Here is a 14,701-nt window from a genome sequence, read left to right as displayed (position 1 = left end):
GAGTCGACCAGATGATTGAGCGCGAACTCGAAGGAGCCGGGCAGCAACTGCTCGGCCAGCACCACCGGCAGGAAACACGGCTGGTTGTCGACGGGGCGGTATCGGGCCATCGCGGTGACGGTCGGGAGGATGACGGCAGAGCTTGCAAGCCTCATGCCCCGTCGATAGGCTGCGGCGAACCCAGAACGCCGAGGGAGGCGCATGAAGAGACAGATCAACGGCGCTGGTGCGGCATGCCCCGCCGGTCAGGCCGGCTGCCGCCGCGGCGGGGTTTTTCTACAGCTTCGTTAGGCCGCACACCCACGCCATGATCATCCGCCCTTACACCGCTGACGACTGGGATAGAGTCTGTCAGATCCATGATTCAGCCAGACGTGATGAATTGGAGGCTGCACGTTTAGAATCCGCCTACCTGACACTAGAGCAAACAGCTGAAAATGAAGGCTTTCACGAGTACACAATTCGGGTAGCGGAAATCGATAGCGTCGTCGTTGGTTTCGTGGCGTTCACAACCGAAGAGTTAGCATGGTTGTACGTTGATCCCCAAATCTACGGAAGAGGCGTGGGTACTGCGCTGATTCACGCGGCGCTAGGGGAGACGAAGACTTCACTTTGCGCGGAGGTTCTTGACGGGAACGAAGCCGCAATCTGCGCGTATCGCAAAGCTGGGTTCGACATCATTGGCCGCGATTCAGGCCAAATGCCTGGAAACGAGAAGTTCAATGTTTCTGTCACCATACTGCGGCACGCCGGTGCGGCCTCTCAAGAAACTCCTCCCAAGTGATTGATGCAGGCGGAGTTTTTCTAGGCGGTGGCTGAGTCAGGCGTGACCGGAATGAGCGCCATGCCGAGCCGCTGCGCCTTGCGCTGCAGGTTGTGCAGCACACGCTGGCGGTATCGCTCCTCGTAGTAGGCCTGACCTTGATCGGTGTACTCCTGGCCCTTGCTGAGCAGGTTGTAGATCAGCCGGGCGAGCTTGTGCGCGGCCGCCGTGATGGCCTTGGCCTTGTCCATGCGGGCGCACAAGCGCCGGTAGTACGCGCCCAGCGCCGACTGGCTGGTGCGCAGCGCCGCGGCCGCCAGCCGCAGCGCTTGAGCGGCGCGGTTGGCCGTGGGACGGGTCTTGCCGCTCATGACCTTGCCGCCGGTGATCTTGGTGCCCGGGCACAGGCCCATCCAGGATGCGAAGTGCTTGTCGCTGGGGAACTTGCTCATGTCGGTGCCGGCCTCGGAGACCACCACCAGCGCGGTCGTCACGTCCACGCCGTCGATGCGTGTGAGGTCCACGCCGCACATCTGGAACAGCCGCGTGCGCAGGTCGAACTTGGGCGCATTGCGGGCCTTGCTGCGCTTTTTGCCGCGCTCGGGCTCGACGCGCGTGATGTGCAGCTTGTCGAGCTGAGCCTCGATCTCGTCGTCGCACTGTTGCAGTTGCTGGCCGCAGAAGTCGAACGCGTCGAGGGCCTTGCGCAGTGCGAACAGGTGCTCGTCGCGCCAGTTGCCGTGCAGGCTGCGGGCGATGTCTTCGTCGCTGGCGCGAACACGGGTGTTCTTCAAGGCCGCGAGCATCAGCGGGTCGCGTTGGCCGGTGACGATGGCACGAAGGATCGCCTGGCCGCTGGCGCCGGCGACGTCGGCGATGACGTTGGCCAACTGGATGTTCATCTGCACCAGGGCCTTTTGCATGTGCTGCACGCAGCGCGATTGGGTGCGCAGCAGCGAGTGGCGCTGACGCGCGAGCGCTCGCAGCACGCACACCTGCTCGTCGGGCCGGAAGGCGCCGCGCAGCAGGCCGTAGCTCATGAGCTGCTGCAGCCACTGGCAGTCCAGCACGTCGCTCTTGCGGCCCGAGACATTCTTGACGTGGCGGGCGTTGACCAGCAGCACCGTAAAGCCGCGCGTGCTGAGCAGTTCGAAGAGCGGGATCCGGTACACCCCGGTGGACTCCGTCGCCACAGTGTCCACACCGCACGCGGCCAGCCAGTCGGCCAGACGCAGCAGGTCGCCGGTGAACGAAGCGAACTCGCGCACCGGCTCGTCGTCGCGATCCGGCGGCACGGCCACGTAGTGGCTGGCGCTGCCGATGTCGATGCCGGCGGCGTTGGGATGTGTCAGTCGCAGTGCACTGCGGGCTACCGATCGATTGCTTGCTGCCACGGTGTCCTCCATCATCGAAGGTGGAACATGACGCCGGATCGGGCTCGTCGTCGTGATCACTCTCTCAAACGGGATACCGGACAGCCGGCAGCAGACCGACTGCCCGGTTCACCAATGTCGATGACGCAGCCCCAGACCACGCTAACCCGCGGGCATTGCGCACCAGTGCCATCTCGGTCTTCCCCGGACGTCGCGTTCCACATTGCCACGCACGCCGCGCTGGCGCCAGGAGTTTCTTCGGGACGATTTGCGGGGCAGCGGGCCGATTACTCCGCTAACCCCTCGGTCGAGGCGAGGCGGCTTGGCTCCAACGTTATGTTTCATAGATGATCCGCTGGCTCACCATCGCACTTGCTGTTCTTCTGACTGGCTGCGTCGGCTTCTCAAAAACACGCTTCAGCCAATCGCAGGTTCAGGGTGTCCCGCAGCGATACGAAAAGTACGTTGGTGAAATGTATGTTCTACAAAGCGTTGATCTACATGTTGCGCCTAGCAACTCCAAGTCAAAGACCATGATGGTCTTTCCGGTTCCACTCTACGAGGGAGAGCGTAAGTCTGTCAGCCCGACTTTCTCGTTCTTTGTCTCGATCATTTCCAAGCAGCCAGGGCAGGAACTGGCGCCTCAAGAGTTTGCGTACTTGTCACCTGCAGGCGAGCACTTTGCGCCGACGTCCATGGTTGGTCCTTACGATTGCAGGAGCCAACAACCCCGGCCGGCCGCCGTTCGCGCGCCCCTGAACTCGTTTCCGCTGGTAGTGGGTCGGTGCTACACGATGCTCGTGGAGTTTGAGGCGTCTGCGCCTGACCCGAGTGAGAGTTTTCGCTTTTCTCTCGGTTCTCTGCAATCGGGACAAGGGGGAGTCGCTCTTCCAGTCGTCAAGTTTTCGGAGTCCAGCCGAGGCAATACGTTGGCCGTGCCGTGAAACCTAAACATTCCTTCAAGTGGACCTTCCTTCGGAAGGTCAATCAAGTCAAACGTTGAGGCTGTAGCAAAACCATGTTTTGCAGCCACGAAAACGAAACGGCGCCTCTTCGGGCGCCGTTTCTGTTGGCGAAGCCGTTTCCTCCGATCAAGCAGCCGAAATCGACTCCAAGGCCGTTATCACGGCGGTAGCCGCTGCGACCCCGATAAGGGCCTCGCCCCGCGACTTCAACCCGTCCCGTACCCCGCCTTGGCCAGCTTTTCGATGTTGTGCACCAAGCAGAAGAGCTTGAACTGGGCGTCGACCGGGTCTTGTCGTGCCGCGGGTCGGTGCCCATGCGGTGCTTGTCCTGATCGGACAGCCGCGGGTCGCGCTGGCGGCGCCATGTCCGCCGCACCACGCCTGCAGGACAATGCCGGCCTCAGCCCATGCACCACACCCTCTTCGACACCCCGGTTGTCAACCATTTGCTCCGCGGCCTCTCCCGTTTGATCCTGCGTCTGCAGGGTTGGACGGTCGAGGGCGCTCTTCCCAAGGAAGCGAGCAAATGCGTCCTCATCGCGGCTCCGCACACCAGCAACTGGGATCTGCCGTACACGCTCATGGTGGCGTTCTGTCTGCGCCTGCGCATCTACTGGCTGGGCAAGGCGAGCCTGTTTCGCTGGCCCTTCGGGCCGCTGATGCGCTGGCTGGGTGGCGTGCCGGTCGATCGCAGCAGGAGCAACAATCTCGTCGCCTCGGCAGCGGCGTCCATCGTCGCGGCACAGGGCCCTCTGCAACTCGTCGTGCCGCCCGAGGGCACACGTGGAAAGACCCGTCACTGGAAGACCGGCTTCTACTTCATCGCCCTCGAAGCGAAGGTCCCGATCGTTCTGGCCTACATGGACTATGCGAGCAAGGTCAGCGGGTTGGGGCCGGTGTTCCAGCCGACAGGCGACGTCGACAAGGACATGCAGGAAATCAAGCGCTTCTATGCCGGAGTCCGGGGGCGCAATCAAGACCAGTTCGCACCGGACTGAAGCCATGGCAGCAGTCGCTTGGCGAGGCTCGCTTTTGCGGGGCCTGTCACGAACAGCTCGGCGTGGCGCCCGTTGCGCCTTGTCGACGTCTTCGGGTCGACGTGGGCGGGCCGCCTCGCGGCCGAGGCCGGCGCCGTTGTCCGCCGGATCTCGGTGAAGCAGCCTCTCGGGCAGGTGATGACATCATCCGTGGCGCTCAAGCTGATCCTGGCACTCGCGATCGTGCCGGCCGTCTGCTTGCTGATGGTGCTGGCGAGAAGATGCCTGCCTGACGCCAGTGCGGCGCGCCGATGGCTGGAACAGCAGGGCTGCCTGCGGATCGCGACTTACTCTGTTCTGGTGGTCTGGGCGGTCGGCGGGCTCGGCTTCATGGCCGCCTATTCTTGAGGTGCTCGGCTGCGGCAAACCCGATCGGTCCCGGTCAGGATGAAGCATCACAGGAGATCGGTCGACCACGCTTCGGAGCGAAGGTCGAACGGCGCCGCCGCGGCGCCACCAAGGAGAGAGACGTTGAGACCACGGGCCCCCTTGTCGCGAGATCAGCGCATCGTCTGGTACGTGGCCTCGCTGGTGTTCGGCCTGTGCGTGGCCTGGGTCGCGGCCGAGTCGGGCGCTTTCGCCGATGGGGCGCCGACGCTGGTTCCGGCGGCGATATTCGGGGCATCGTGGCTGGCGGGGGTGTTGGTCATTCGTGTCTTCGTCCAGTCGCTCGGTGATCGCCCGACACTGGGCGATCTCTTCGGTCTGCCTGCGTGGCTGCGCCGCAAGTAGGCCCGTCCGCGGCCCCCGTCCGGGCGCTTTCCGGCGCGAGCGGCCGGCGCATGATCAAGCCGTCAGCCAGGTGGTGTGCCCTCCGCAGACACCGGCCAGCGCCGCCGTCAGCCCGACTTCCCCGTCGCCCCTTCCTCCGCCCCGCACCATGCCAAACCCCGACCTCGACATCCCGCGCATCTTCAACGTCATGGAGAGCGCCCACCGCATCCACAACCCGTTCACGCCCGACAAGTTCGCCACGCTGGGCGCGGCCTTGCGCCTGCAGCCGGGCATGCGCGTGCTGGACCTGGGCTGCGGCTCGGGCGAGATGCTCTGCACCTGGGCGCGCGACCACGGCATCACCGGCACCGGTGTCGACATGAGCCGGCTGTTCAGCGCCCAGGCCCGGCAGCGCGCCGAGGAACTGGGCGTCGCCGACCGGGTGCGTTTCATCCACGCCGACGCGGCGGGGCATGTCGCCGCGGAAAAGGTCGACGTCGCCGCCTGCGTCGGCGCGACCTGGATCGCGGGCGGCGTCGCCGGCACCGCTGAACTCCTGTCGCGCAGCCTGCGGCCCGGCGGCATCCTGCTGATCGGCGAGCCGTACTGGCGCCATCTGCCACCCTCGGACGAGGTCGCGCAGGGCTGCCTGGCACACGCGACGGCCGACTTCCTCGTGCTGCCGGAGCTGCTCGCGTCCTTCGGCCGCCTGGGCTGCGACGTCGTCGAGATGGTGCTGGCCGACCCCGACGGCTGGGACCGCTACGAAGCGGCCAAGTGGCTCACCATGCGTCGCTGGCTCGAAGCCAACCCGGACGACGAACTGGCGCCCGAACTGCGCACCAAGCTGGCCACGGAGCCGGTGCGTTACGCCACCTACACGCGCGAGTACCTGGGCTGGGGCGTGTTCGCGCTGATGCCGCGCGTAGGCGCTGCGCGCTGAGAACCCGGGGGGGGGGGGGGGGCGTGATGGGCGCGTGGCCACGGCGCTATCGTCCCCCGCTGGTCCGCAGTCGCCAGGAGTCGATGCCGTGAGCGCCCGTGTCGTTTCCGTCAGCCGCGACGCCGCACACCGTTTCTCCAAGCCGGTGGTGCCGGCCATCACCTTGCTGGCCGGCCTTGGTGTACAGGGCGACGCCCATTGCGGTGCCACAGTGCGCCATCGCTCGCGCGTCGCGCAGAACCCGGATCAGCCGAACCTGCGCCAGGTGCATCTGCTCCAGGCCGAACTGTTCGCCGAACTTCGTGGCCGGGGTTTCGAGCTGGCCCCGGGCGAGCTGGGCGAGAACATCCTGACCGAGGGCCTCGATCTGCTGTCGTTGCCCACCGCAACGGAGCTGCTGATCGGGCCGCACGCCCGGGTGTGCCTGACCGGTCTGCGCAACCCGTGTTCGCAGATCGACGCCTTCCGGCGCGGCCTGCTGGCGGCCGTCCTGGCGCGGGCGCCGGACGGCCAGCTCGTGCGCAAGGCCGGGGTGATGGGCGTGGTGCTGGACGGTGGCGTCGTCTCTGCGGGCGACGCCATCGAGGTCCGGTTGCCGCCCTTGCCGCACACTGGGCTGGAACGGGTCTGAGCGCTTCTCGATCCGTCCCCCGCCGCGACTGCGCCCGAGCGCTTGCTACCTTCCGCTGAACGCCACCCAGGTCTTGCCGCCATGCCCCGCCTGCTCGTCCTCGCCACCTCCGCCCTCGGCGTCCTGTGGGTCGTGTTGCTCGGCGGCCTGCTCCCCGACGTCGTCGCTTCGCACTTCGACCTTTCGGGGCGCGCCGACGGCCATCTGCCGCGGCCGGTGTTCGTGGCGCTGATGGCGGCGCTGGTCGGCGGGGTGCCGCTGCTGACCTGGTGGTTGCAGCAGCGCGCCATCGACTCGGGGCGGCCGCGCATCCCGAACGCCGAGTTCTGGCTGTCGGCCGCGCAGCGGCAGGCCACCGGCGAATGGCTGCGGTTTCATGCCGCGGTCTTCGCCATCGCCACCACGGTCTTCCTGGCGGCGCTGCACGCGCTGGTGGTCGTCGCCCATCGTGGCCCGCGTGTCGAGCTGCCGGGCGGCCTCTTCTGGACGATGCTGCTCGCCTACCTGGCGTTCGTCGGCGTGTGGGCGCTGCGGCTGCAGCGGCGCTTCGGGCGCAGCTGAGGCCCAGGCACGATTCGCGGCGGGTGCTGGCTGAGGTCGTCGAGCGCGCCGGGCCTTGCGCCAGCCCATCGTCTGCACGCCCGGCGGGTGGGCATACTCGCCGCATCGATGGCGCGATGCGGAGCAGGTTGATGGCTGCGGGTGGCAAGGGATGGGTGGGCCGGCTGGGCTGGGCAGGTTTCGCGGTGGCGCTCGCCGTCTATTCCGCCTACCTCGGCGTCAACGCCGGTGCGGCGAGCTACTTCGCCACGGCCATCGCCTGGCTGGTGTTCGCGGTCTCGTGGTTCCAGCCGCCGACACCCGCCAACGCCAGGCTGCGCAACACGACCGCGATCGTCGCCGTGGTGCTGCTGGTGCTGAGCATCGGGGTGCGCTGGGCGTTCAAGGTCTAGCCCCGACCGGCAGTTCAGCACCCGGGCCATGCCCCTGGAAGCCGCTCTACGTGCTTTCGCCGACAGGGCCTCGCTGACCTTCCTCAGTCGCACCGGCGCCGCAAACGAGGCGCAGTACTACGTGTACGACGCCGAGTGCACCCGGCGCTATTGCTATGGCGAGGTCTGGAGTCCCGGTGGCAGGACAGTGCTCTGGGTGATGTTCAACCCCGGAACCGGCGAGTCGGAGGGGCGCCCCCGGCCCACCTTGGAGCGCTGCCGCCAGTGGTCGAGACGGCGTGGCCATGGCTCGCTGCTGTTCTGCAACTTGTACTCGCTGCGCACGCGAGCGGCATGCGACGTGGGGAGGGGTGAGGTGCTCGCGGACCCTTTGAACCTGCGTGCGATCGAGTTCGCTCGCTCGCTATCCGACGAGGTCTTCGTCGCCTGGGGGGCCACCATTGGCCGTCGCGAGATTCCACCCTGCCTGCATACGCTGCTGGCGGGCGCGCTGTGTCTCGGCCACACGCGGCGCGGCCACCCGCGACACCCGCTCTACGTCCGGGCAGACGCGGAGCCGCGGCCCTGGCATCCCTGAGCTCCCGGACGGTCGTCGTCGCAGACGGCGTCCCGGGCAAGCCGGTGCTGCGCCGTTGCCGGTTCGCGGCGACACTGCACCGACCCCAGCTCCGAAAGCCACCCGCTTGAGACGCCACCATGAACGCCATCGCCTGCAACACATCGGCTGGCTGCGTGCCGCGGTGCTGGGGGCCAACGACGGCATCGTCTCGACCGCGAGCCTGATCCTGGGCGTCGCCGGCGGCGGCGGCGGGCGCGACGCGCTGCTCGTGGCCGGCGTCGCGGCGCTGGCTGCGGGGGCGATGTCGATGGCCGCCGGCGAGTACGTCTCGGTCAGCTCGCAGGCCGACACCGAACGCGCCGACCTCGAGGTCGAACGCCGCGAGCTCGCCGCCGACGGCGCCGCCGAACACGAGGAACTGACCCGCATCTACGTCGGCCGCGGCGTCGAGCGCACGCTCGCGTCGCAGGTGGCGGCGCAGCTGATGGCGCATGACGCGCTCGGCGCCCACGCGCGCGACGAACTCGGCATCAACGAGATCACCCAGCCGCGCCCGGTGCAGGCGGCGCTGGCCTCGGCGGCGGCTTTCGCCGCCGGCGCGCTGGCGCCGCTGGCCGTCGCCTGGGGGGTGCCGCCGGCGGCGACCGCCGCTGCGGTGACGGCGGCCTCGCTCGTGCTGCTGGTGGCGCTGGGCGCGCTCGCGGCCAGGGCTGGCGGCGCGCCGGCCGTCAGGGCGGCGGCGCGTGTCGGCTTCTGGGGAGCGCTGGCGATGGCCGTCACCTACGGTGTCGGCGCGATGGTGGGGCGAGTGTTGTGACCCGGGCGCCAGCGCCAGCCGTGCCGATGCTGGCCTTTCGTGCGGAGGTGGCGAGCGATGTCATAGTGCGCGCCTCCGGGCCGCGGTGCCGTCCCCGTTCAGTTCGCTTCTCCATGCTCGTCAGCCATCGTCACCAGTTCATCTTCGTCAAGACCTTGAAGACCGGCGGAACCTCGGTCGAGGGCTACTTCGAGCGCTGGTGCATGCCCGAGGGCGCCTGGGTCCCCAGCCACACGCGCGAGATGCACATCTCGGAGGCCGGCATCGTGGGCGAGCGTGCCGGGTCAAGGCCGAACCCGCCGGAGTGGTGGAACCACATGCCTGCCGAGATGATCCGCGACCGCGTCGGCCCGCAGACCTGGGAGTCGTATTTCAAGTTCAGCGTCGTGCGCAATCCGTACGACCAGATGGTGTCGCTCTTCTATTTCAAGAACCGCGAGCTCGCCGGGAGCACGTTCGACGGCAGCCATCCGGCCGCCTTCATGGAATGGCTGCGCACGGTGGAGGCTCCCAACAGCGCCTCCCTGTGCTCCGTGGACGGACGGCTGGCGCTCGACTTCCTCATCCGCTACGAGCGCCTGCACGACGATCTGCAGACGGTGTGCGCGCGGGTGGGCGTGCCCTGGGACCGGCAGTGGCTGCCGGAGTACAAGCGCGGCTTGCGGCCACCGCAGGCGCAGGTTGCCGCGATGTACGGCCCCGAGGCGCGCGCCATCGCCGACCGGCTCCTGGCCGAGGAGCTGGACCGGCTTGGCTACACGTTCCCGGGCTGAGCGCGCTTCAGCCGCCGGGCATCACCGGCACCGGCAGCGCCTCGAAGCCCGGCCGCGCGAACAGATAGCCCTGGTACAGCCGCACGCCCTGGGTGCGCAGCCAGCGGTATTCGCCCGCCGTCTCCACGCCCTCGGCAACGACATCGATGCCCAGCAGCTCGCAGGTCAGCATCAGCCCGCGCAGGATGGCCTGGCGCGGCCCGTGGGTCTCGATGCCCTGGATCAGGTGGCGGTCGACCTTGATCGTGTCGGGCTGGAAGTCGGCCAGCAGGTTCAGCCCCGACTGCCCGGCGCCGAAGTCGTCGATCGCCAGCAGCAGGCCATCGCTCTTGTGGCGATTGACCAGCGCGGCGAAGCCGCAGCGGTCGGCGATGACCTCGCTTTCGGTGACCTCCAGGACCAGGCGCTCGGGCGCCAGCCCGGCGTCGCGCGCGGCGCGCAGCGTGGCGTCGATCGCGTCCTCGTCGGCCAGCACGCCGTGCGGCAGCAGGTTCAGGTTCAGCTGGCAGGGCAGGCCCAGCTGCGCGGCCATCGCCAGCGCACGCGCCCGGCTGGCGCGGTCGAAGGCGGCGCGCTGGGCCTCGGGCACGCGGCCCAGCACCTCCATGGCCGGTTCGCCGGCGGGGCCGCGCACCAGCGCCTCGTACGAGACGACGCGGCGTTCGACCGCATCGACGATCGGCTGGAAGGCGTAGCTGAACGGCGGCGCCGTCGTCGGCACGGGCACGGGATCAGGCGGCCAGCGGCGCGAAGTCCGACAGCCGATGGCGCCAGCGCCCGGCACCGAAGGCCGCCAGCAGCTTGCGCGCGCGGCCCGCGTCCAGCCGCGTCAGGCATGCGGCGCTGCCGAAGAAGTCGTTGAAGCCGGCCAGCTGCGACAGCTCCAGGCCCTCGCTCGGGAAGCCCATCGACCAGTTGCCGAAGCTGCGGCGCGGGATCGGCTCCTCGATGATGCGCGTGACGTGATCGTGGCGCCGGTCGGCGACGATGCGCGCGAACAGCTCGCTCACCGCCTCGGCCGGGCCCTCGATGACCTGGAAGAAGCTGCCGTCGGCGTAAAGCAGCATGCCGGTGATGCCGGCACGTTCATTGAGCACGCGCGAGGCGTCGAGCAGCTCGCGCAGCGCTGCGGCGTCGAAGGGCTCGCTGGCGGCGCTGGCGTAGATGCAGTGCGTGAGATGGGTCATCGGTCGTCTCCTGGCAACGCGCCCGCAGGGCGGGTACGTCTAGGCGCCCGGTGGCCGGCCTTCGCAGGTGCGGGCACCGACAGCTCGACGCCGTCGCCGCCGGCGCTGGAGGCCGGCGGGTCGAAGTCATTGTTCCCCGAGGCTTGCCTTCTGTCATGTGGTGAAGTTCCTGAAATCCGGCCCAGTTCGCGCCGTCTTGACAATGCGCAGGCGGTTGCGCGCCCGCCTCGGGCTCCCGCCGATGCCCGCGTCGGCGCTGGGGCGGCACGCCGCGCTCCCGTGCCGCCGGCGAGGTCTCCCTCGCGCGCTGACTTCGCACGGCACGCGGCGCGTGGCACGATGTTCCGGCGCCGGTCGACGGCGCTCGCACCAGGAGGCCGCATGCTCGTCCCGCCGGGTTTCCATGCCGTCACGCCCTACCTCGTCGTCGATGGCGCCGCGCGCCTGATCGACTTCCTCGTGCAGGGCCTGGGCGGCCGCGAGGAGCTGCGCCACGTCGACGGCGGCTGCATCGCGCACGCCCAGGTGCGCCTGGGCGACTCGATGCTGATGCTCTGCGACGCCACCGCCGCCTGGCCGGCGATGCCGTGTTCACTCTACCTCTACGTCGACGATGCCGACGCGGCGATGGCGCGTGCGCTGGCCGCCGGCGCGACGCGGGTCATGGAGGTGGGCGACAAGCCCTATGGCGACCGCCAGGGCGGCGTGCGCGACCCGGCCGGCAACGTCTGGTGGCTGTCGCAGCGGCTGGTCGACGGGCCGTACTGAATCTCCGGCAAGGCCCGCGGGACCCGCCGGCCCTCGTCGCGGCCGGCATCGGCCTGGCCACGATGCCGAAGGACGCGGCGACGGCCAGCACCGGGTGCCGCCGGACCTCGTGGCCCGGGCATCGGGCTTGCCGAAATCGGGCTCCACCCCGGACCTCATCGCCCGAATGCCGTCCCTCTCGCGTCCCAAGCGGCTCGAAGCCGGTTCCGAGCCCGCGCCCGGGCGGTGCAGCACCGACCGCCGTCCCGGGAACGCCTGCCTGGACCTGCGCGAGCCTGTGCACGTCGAGGCGCTGGCGTGAGGTCGCTGCCGCCGTCGGGGCCCGGCCTCGTGATCTCGCCGCACCTGGACGACGCCGTGTTCGGCTGCGGTGTCTGGCTGGCGGCGCGCCCGGGCAGCCGCGTCGCGACGGTCTTCGCCGGCGTGCCGCACGACCCGGCGCTGCTCACCGACTGGGATCGGCGCTGCGGCTTCGCCGGCGCCGGTGAGGCGGTGACGACGCGGCTGGACGAGGACCGGCGCGCGCTGGCGCGTGTCGGCGCCGAGCCGACCTGGCTGGACTTCGCCGACGCCCAGTACGGACGCACGCCGGCGCTCGAAGACGTCGCCGACGCGCTGCGCTCGCTGCTGGAGTGCGAGCGTCCGCGCTGGCTGCTGCTGCCGCTGGGCCTGTTCCATTGCGACCACCGGCTGGTGCACGACGCCGCGGTGCAGGCTTTCGGTTCACGCGCCGACGGCGTGGACCTCGTGTTCTGGGAAGACGCGCTGTACCGCGGCATGCCCGGCGTGCTGCAGGCCCGCCTGGCCGAGCTGCTGGCCGCCGGGCGGGTGGGCACGCCGCTGTTCGACGCGCCACCGACGCCGGCGACCTGGGGCGCCAAACGCAAGGCGGTGTCCGCCTACACGAGCCAGCTGCGGGCCTTCGGCCCTGGCGGCGCCGAGGACGTGGAGCGCCCCGAACGTTTCTGGCGCTTCGGCGCGGCAGGAACCGCCGCGTGACCGCCGAGCCGCGCGCCGGCGTCGCCGCCCATCCCGGCGTGACGCTGGTGCGCAGCGAGCGCAAGCTCGGCGTCGGCGTGCTGGCCACGCCGTACGTCGCTTTCTGCGACGACGACAGCGGGTGGGCGCCGGGTGAGCTGAAGCGTGCGCAGGCGCTGCTCGACGCCTTCCCGCACGCGGTGCCGAGGAGCCGCTGCCGGCGCTGGAGATGGCCGCACGCGGCTGGGCCATCGTCGACGCCGACGAGCCGATGACGGGCGCCGCGTGCATCACGGCGGCGCCGGGGTGGCGGAACTCAGCCGCCGCGGATCAGTCCTTCGGCCCGCATCGCCTGCTGCACCGCCGGACGTGCGCCGACACGTTCGAGGAAACGTGCCAGGTGGGCGAAGCGCGACAGGTCGACGCCGACGTGTTTCGCCCAGCTGCTGACGACGAAGAGGTAGGCGTCGGCGACGCTGAAGTCCTCGCCGAGCAGGTAGGGCGGCTCGGCGAGTGCCGCGTCGACGTGGGCGAAACGGTCGCCGAGCTTGCTGCGGAACAGCGCCTTGGCTTCTTCGGGCATGCCCGGCGTGAACAGCGGCGAGAAGCCCTTGTGCAGCTCGGTCGAGATGAAGTTCAGCCACTCGACGAGGCGGTAGCGCGCCATCGTGCCGGCCGGCGGCGCGAGCTTCTTCTCGGGCACCTGGTCGGCGATCCACTGCACGATCGCCGGGCCTTCGCTGAGGCGCTCGCCGCTGTCGAGCTCGAGCAGCGGCACGTAGCCCTTGGGGTTGATCGTGTAGTAGTCGGTGCCGTCGGCCAGGCGGTGCGTCTTGGTGCTGGCCATCACCGCCTGGAAGGCCAGGCCGGACTCGAGCAGCACGATGTGCGGCGACAGTGAACACGCGCCGGGGCTGTAGTAGAGCTTCATGAGATCTCCGTCAGAAGGGTGGGGCGATGCTGCCGCGGCGCGCGGCGGCAAAGCGCCGGCGCGATTGAACGCCGGATTCGATAACGCTGCACGCGCCGGGGCCGAGTCAGGCGATGACGGCACCCAGCGGCCGGCGCAACGAGTCGGGCCGGCGCGCCCCGCGGCCGATGCGCACGACGAGATCCGGCCGCAGCGCCCCCAGGCCGAAGGCGGCGGCGAACGGGCCGCGCAGCGCCGCCACTTCGACCGGCGGGTTGAGCAGCGACAGCTGCAGGCCGGCTGCCGTGGCCTCCAGCGCCAGGCGCTGGAAGGCGCGGCCCACGCCGATCCAGCCCGCGGGCCCGGCCGCGCCGTCGGATGCGACGATGACGACTCCCGCGCTGCTGCGCAGCTGCTCGGCGGCGAGGTCGGTTTCCGCGCCGGCACTGAGGAAACGGCGCACCAGCCGCCGCGCCAGCCACGGCGGCAGGCTGGGGCGGCCGCTGCAGCCGACGAAGAGGCCGTCGCCGCTGGCCGCGGCTTCGCCGGCGTCGAAACGCAGCCACTGCACGAGCTCGTCGACGAAGGCGGCATCCGAGAACTGCACCCGGTGGCCGGCGGCCACGGCGTCGAGCACACGTTCCAGGCGGGCGGTGTCGTTGACGAGGCGCAGCGTCACGCCGTCGCCGGAGGCGGTGTCCTCCAGCTGGCGCCAGGTCGCGGCCGGCAGCGGCCGGCCGTCGAACGGGCCGCGTGTCGTCTGGCGCTGCGGGATCGCCATGTAGCGCGTGGCCAGCTGCTGCCGCACCGGCGCGAGCGCGATGTCGACGCGGCCGTCGGCGCCGATGCGCGGCTCGGCCTTCAGCCCGTGGGCGAGCGCGGCCAGCACCAGGTTCTCGATGGCGCAGCCCAGCGAGACGAAGAGGTGGTGGTCGTCCGGGTCGACCGCGGGGCAGCGCCGCGTGGTGTCGGGCTCGATGCGGATCGAGTCGCGGCCGAGCACGAAGCGCCAGCACTGCGTGTTGTGGCTGGACGGCGCCAGCGTCGCCGCGTGCACCAGCGTGCGCAGCCGCTCGCGGCCGTCGACGCTGCCGGGCAGCGCCAGACGGCGCTGCAGCTGCGCCGTGGCCTGCTGGACGCCGGTGTCGTCGCAGCCGGCGAGCGTCGCTCCGCCGGCCAGCAGGGCGCCGTACGACATCACGCGTCGACGAGTCGGCATCGCATCCTCCCGAAGCGGTCCCGGCCTGACCTTAGGTCCGGCCCTCGGCCGGGCGATTGAGCCGCGTCAGCGCCCGCGTGTCGTCCCGTCTTGCCGCTGCCGGTGGGCGGT

Annotated in this window: 20 protein-coding genes; 15 read left to right on the top strand and 5 right to left on the bottom strand. The window is 69.7% G+C overall.

The genetic code is table 11. The features are described 5' to 3' along the window. Positions 1 to 307 precede the first annotated feature (307 nt). On the top strand, positions 308 to 784 hold the full coding sequence (locus EV684_RS23270; protein WP_132649734.1) for a GNAT family N-acetyltransferase: 477 nt from the start codon (positions 308 to 310) through the stop codon (positions 782 to 784). Positions 785 to 804: 20 nt separating this feature from the next. Here the strand turns inward: EV684_RS23270 and EV684_RS23265 are convergent, their stop codons facing one another. Continuing rightward, on the bottom strand, positions 805 to 2,169 hold the full coding sequence (locus tag EV684_RS23265; protein WP_132649736.1) for an IS110 family RNA-guided transposase: 1,365 nt from the start codon (positions 2,167 to 2,169) through the stop codon (positions 805 to 807). Between the two features lie 314 nt (positions 2,170 to 2,483). Between EV684_RS23265 and EV684_RS23260 the strand changes: the two genes are divergently transcribed. The 11 genes from EV684_RS23260 (at position 2,484) to EV684_RS23210 (ending at position 9,528) form a co-directional block, all read left to right on the top strand. Next, complete coding sequence (locus EV684_RS23260) at positions 2,484 to 3,080, top strand: hypothetical protein (RefSeq protein ID WP_132649733.1); 597 nt, start codon at positions 2,484 to 2,486, stop codon at positions 3,078 to 3,080. A gap of 428 nt (positions 3,081 to 3,508) precedes the next feature. Further along, positions 3,509 to 4,099, top strand: a complete 591-nt coding sequence (locus EV684_RS23255; protein ID WP_132649732.1) for a lysophospholipid acyltransferase family protein — start codon at positions 3,509 to 3,511, stop codon at positions 4,097 to 4,099. 72 nt (positions 4,100 to 4,171) lie between these two features. Then, positions 4,172 to 4,486, top strand: coding sequence for a hypothetical protein (locus EV684_RS23250; RefSeq protein WP_132649731.1), 315 nt, complete (start codon positions 4,172 to 4,174; stop codon positions 4,484 to 4,486). Positions 4,487 to 4,609: 123 nt separating this feature from the next. Beyond that, positions 4,610 to 4,870 (top strand): hypothetical protein, encoded by a 261-nt coding sequence (locus tag EV684_RS23245; RefSeq protein WP_132649730.1) that lies wholly within the window; start codon positions 4,610 to 4,612, stop codon positions 4,868 to 4,870. 148 nt (positions 4,871 to 5,018) lie between these two features. Further along, positions 5,019 to 5,795 (top strand): SAM-dependent methyltransferase, encoded by a 777-nt coding sequence (locus EV684_RS23240; RefSeq protein WP_132649729.1) that lies wholly within the window; start codon positions 5,019 to 5,021, stop codon positions 5,793 to 5,795. An 88-nt stretch (positions 5,796 to 5,883) separates the two neighbouring features. After that, entirely contained in the window at positions 5,884 to 6,426 is a 543-nt protein-coding gene (locus tag EV684_RS23235; RefSeq protein ID WP_132649728.1) for an MOSC domain-containing protein, read from the top strand. A gap of 81 nt (positions 6,427 to 6,507) precedes the next feature. Then, positions 6,508 to 6,987, top strand: a complete 480-nt coding sequence (locus EV684_RS23230) for a DUF1648 domain-containing protein (RefSeq protein ID WP_132649727.1) — start codon at positions 6,508 to 6,510, stop codon at positions 6,985 to 6,987. Between the two features lie 131 nt (positions 6,988 to 7,118). After that, complete coding sequence (locus EV684_RS23225) at positions 7,119 to 7,379, top strand: hypothetical protein (RefSeq protein WP_132649726.1); 261 nt, start codon at positions 7,119 to 7,121, stop codon at positions 7,377 to 7,379. Between the two features lie 28 nt (positions 7,380 to 7,407). After that, positions 7,408 to 7,956 (top strand): DUF1643 domain-containing protein, encoded by a 549-nt coding sequence (locus EV684_RS23220; protein ID WP_132649725.1) that lies wholly within the window; start codon positions 7,408 to 7,410, stop codon positions 7,954 to 7,956. 106 nt (positions 7,957 to 8,062) lie between these two features. Next, positions 8,063 to 8,755, top strand: coding sequence for a VIT1/CCC1 transporter family protein (locus EV684_RS23215; RefSeq protein ID WP_132649724.1), 693 nt, complete (start codon positions 8,063 to 8,065; stop codon positions 8,753 to 8,755). A 113-nt stretch (positions 8,756 to 8,868) separates the two neighbouring features. After that, the gene (locus EV684_RS23210; protein WP_165908580.1) at positions 8,869 to 9,528 is read left to right on the top strand and encodes a sulfotransferase family 2 domain-containing protein; all 660 of its coding nucleotides are present in this window, start codon (positions 8,869 to 8,871) and stop codon (positions 9,526 to 9,528) included. A gap of 7 nt (positions 9,529 to 9,535) precedes the next feature. Here EV684_RS23210 and EV684_RS23205 read toward each other — a convergent pair whose 3' ends face one another. Both EV684_RS23205 and EV684_RS23200 read right to left on the bottom strand, forming a co-directional pair. After that, positions 9,536 to 10,255, bottom strand: coding sequence for an EAL domain-containing protein (locus EV684_RS23205; RefSeq protein ID WP_132649722.1), 720 nt, complete (start codon positions 10,253 to 10,255; stop codon positions 9,536 to 9,538). A gap of 4 nt (positions 10,256 to 10,259) precedes the next feature. After that, complete coding sequence (locus tag EV684_RS23200) at positions 10,260 to 10,715, bottom strand: BLUF domain-containing protein (protein WP_132649721.1); 456 nt, start codon at positions 10,713 to 10,715, stop codon at positions 10,260 to 10,262. Positions 10,716 to 11,096: 381 nt separating this feature from the next. On the opposite strand from EV684_RS23200, the gene EV684_RS23195 reads away from it, so the two are divergent. From EV684_RS23195 to EV684_RS24625, 3 genes are all read left to right on the top strand, one after another. After that, positions 11,097 to 11,483, top strand: coding sequence for a VOC family protein (locus tag EV684_RS23195; protein ID WP_132649720.1), 387 nt, complete (start codon positions 11,097 to 11,099; stop codon positions 11,481 to 11,483). A gap of 297 nt (positions 11,484 to 11,780) precedes the next feature. Next, entirely contained in the window at positions 11,781 to 12,482 is a 702-nt protein-coding gene (locus tag EV684_RS23190) for a PIG-L deacetylase family protein (protein WP_165908579.1), read from the top strand. Continuing rightward, the gene (locus EV684_RS24625) at positions 12,479 to 12,736 is read left to right on the top strand and encodes a glycosyltransferase family protein (protein ID WP_132649718.1); all 258 of its coding nucleotides are present in this window, start codon (positions 12,479 to 12,481) and stop codon (positions 12,734 to 12,736) included. Before EV684_RS23190 ends, EV684_RS24625 begins: the two co-directional genes overlap by 4 nt. A 41-nt stretch (positions 12,737 to 12,777) precedes the next feature. Here EV684_RS24625 and gstA read toward each other — a convergent pair whose 3' ends face one another. Together gstA and EV684_RS23175 are read right to left on the bottom strand one after the other, a co-directional pair. After that, the gene (gene gstA / locus EV684_RS23180; RefSeq protein ID WP_132649717.1) at positions 12,778 to 13,392 is read right to left on the bottom strand and encodes a glutathione transferase GstA; all 615 of its coding nucleotides are present in this window, start codon (positions 13,390 to 13,392) and stop codon (positions 12,778 to 12,780) included. A gap of 106 nt (positions 13,393 to 13,498) precedes the next feature. Beyond that, complete coding sequence (locus EV684_RS23175) at positions 13,499 to 14,590, bottom strand: Acg family FMN-binding oxidoreductase (protein WP_165908578.1); 1,092 nt, start codon at positions 14,588 to 14,590, stop codon at positions 13,499 to 13,501. Between the last annotated feature and the right edge of the window lie 111 nt (positions 14,591 to 14,701).

The sequence above is a fragment of the Rubrivivax gelatinosus genome (assembly GCF_004340905.1).
In the GTDB taxonomy this organism is placed as follows: domain Bacteria; phylum Pseudomonadota; class Gammaproteobacteria; order Burkholderiales; family Burkholderiaceae_C; genus Rubrivivax; species Rubrivivax gelatinosus.
Note: the sequence above shows the minus strand (reverse complement) of the source record. Positions and strands in the feature narration are given on the sequence as shown.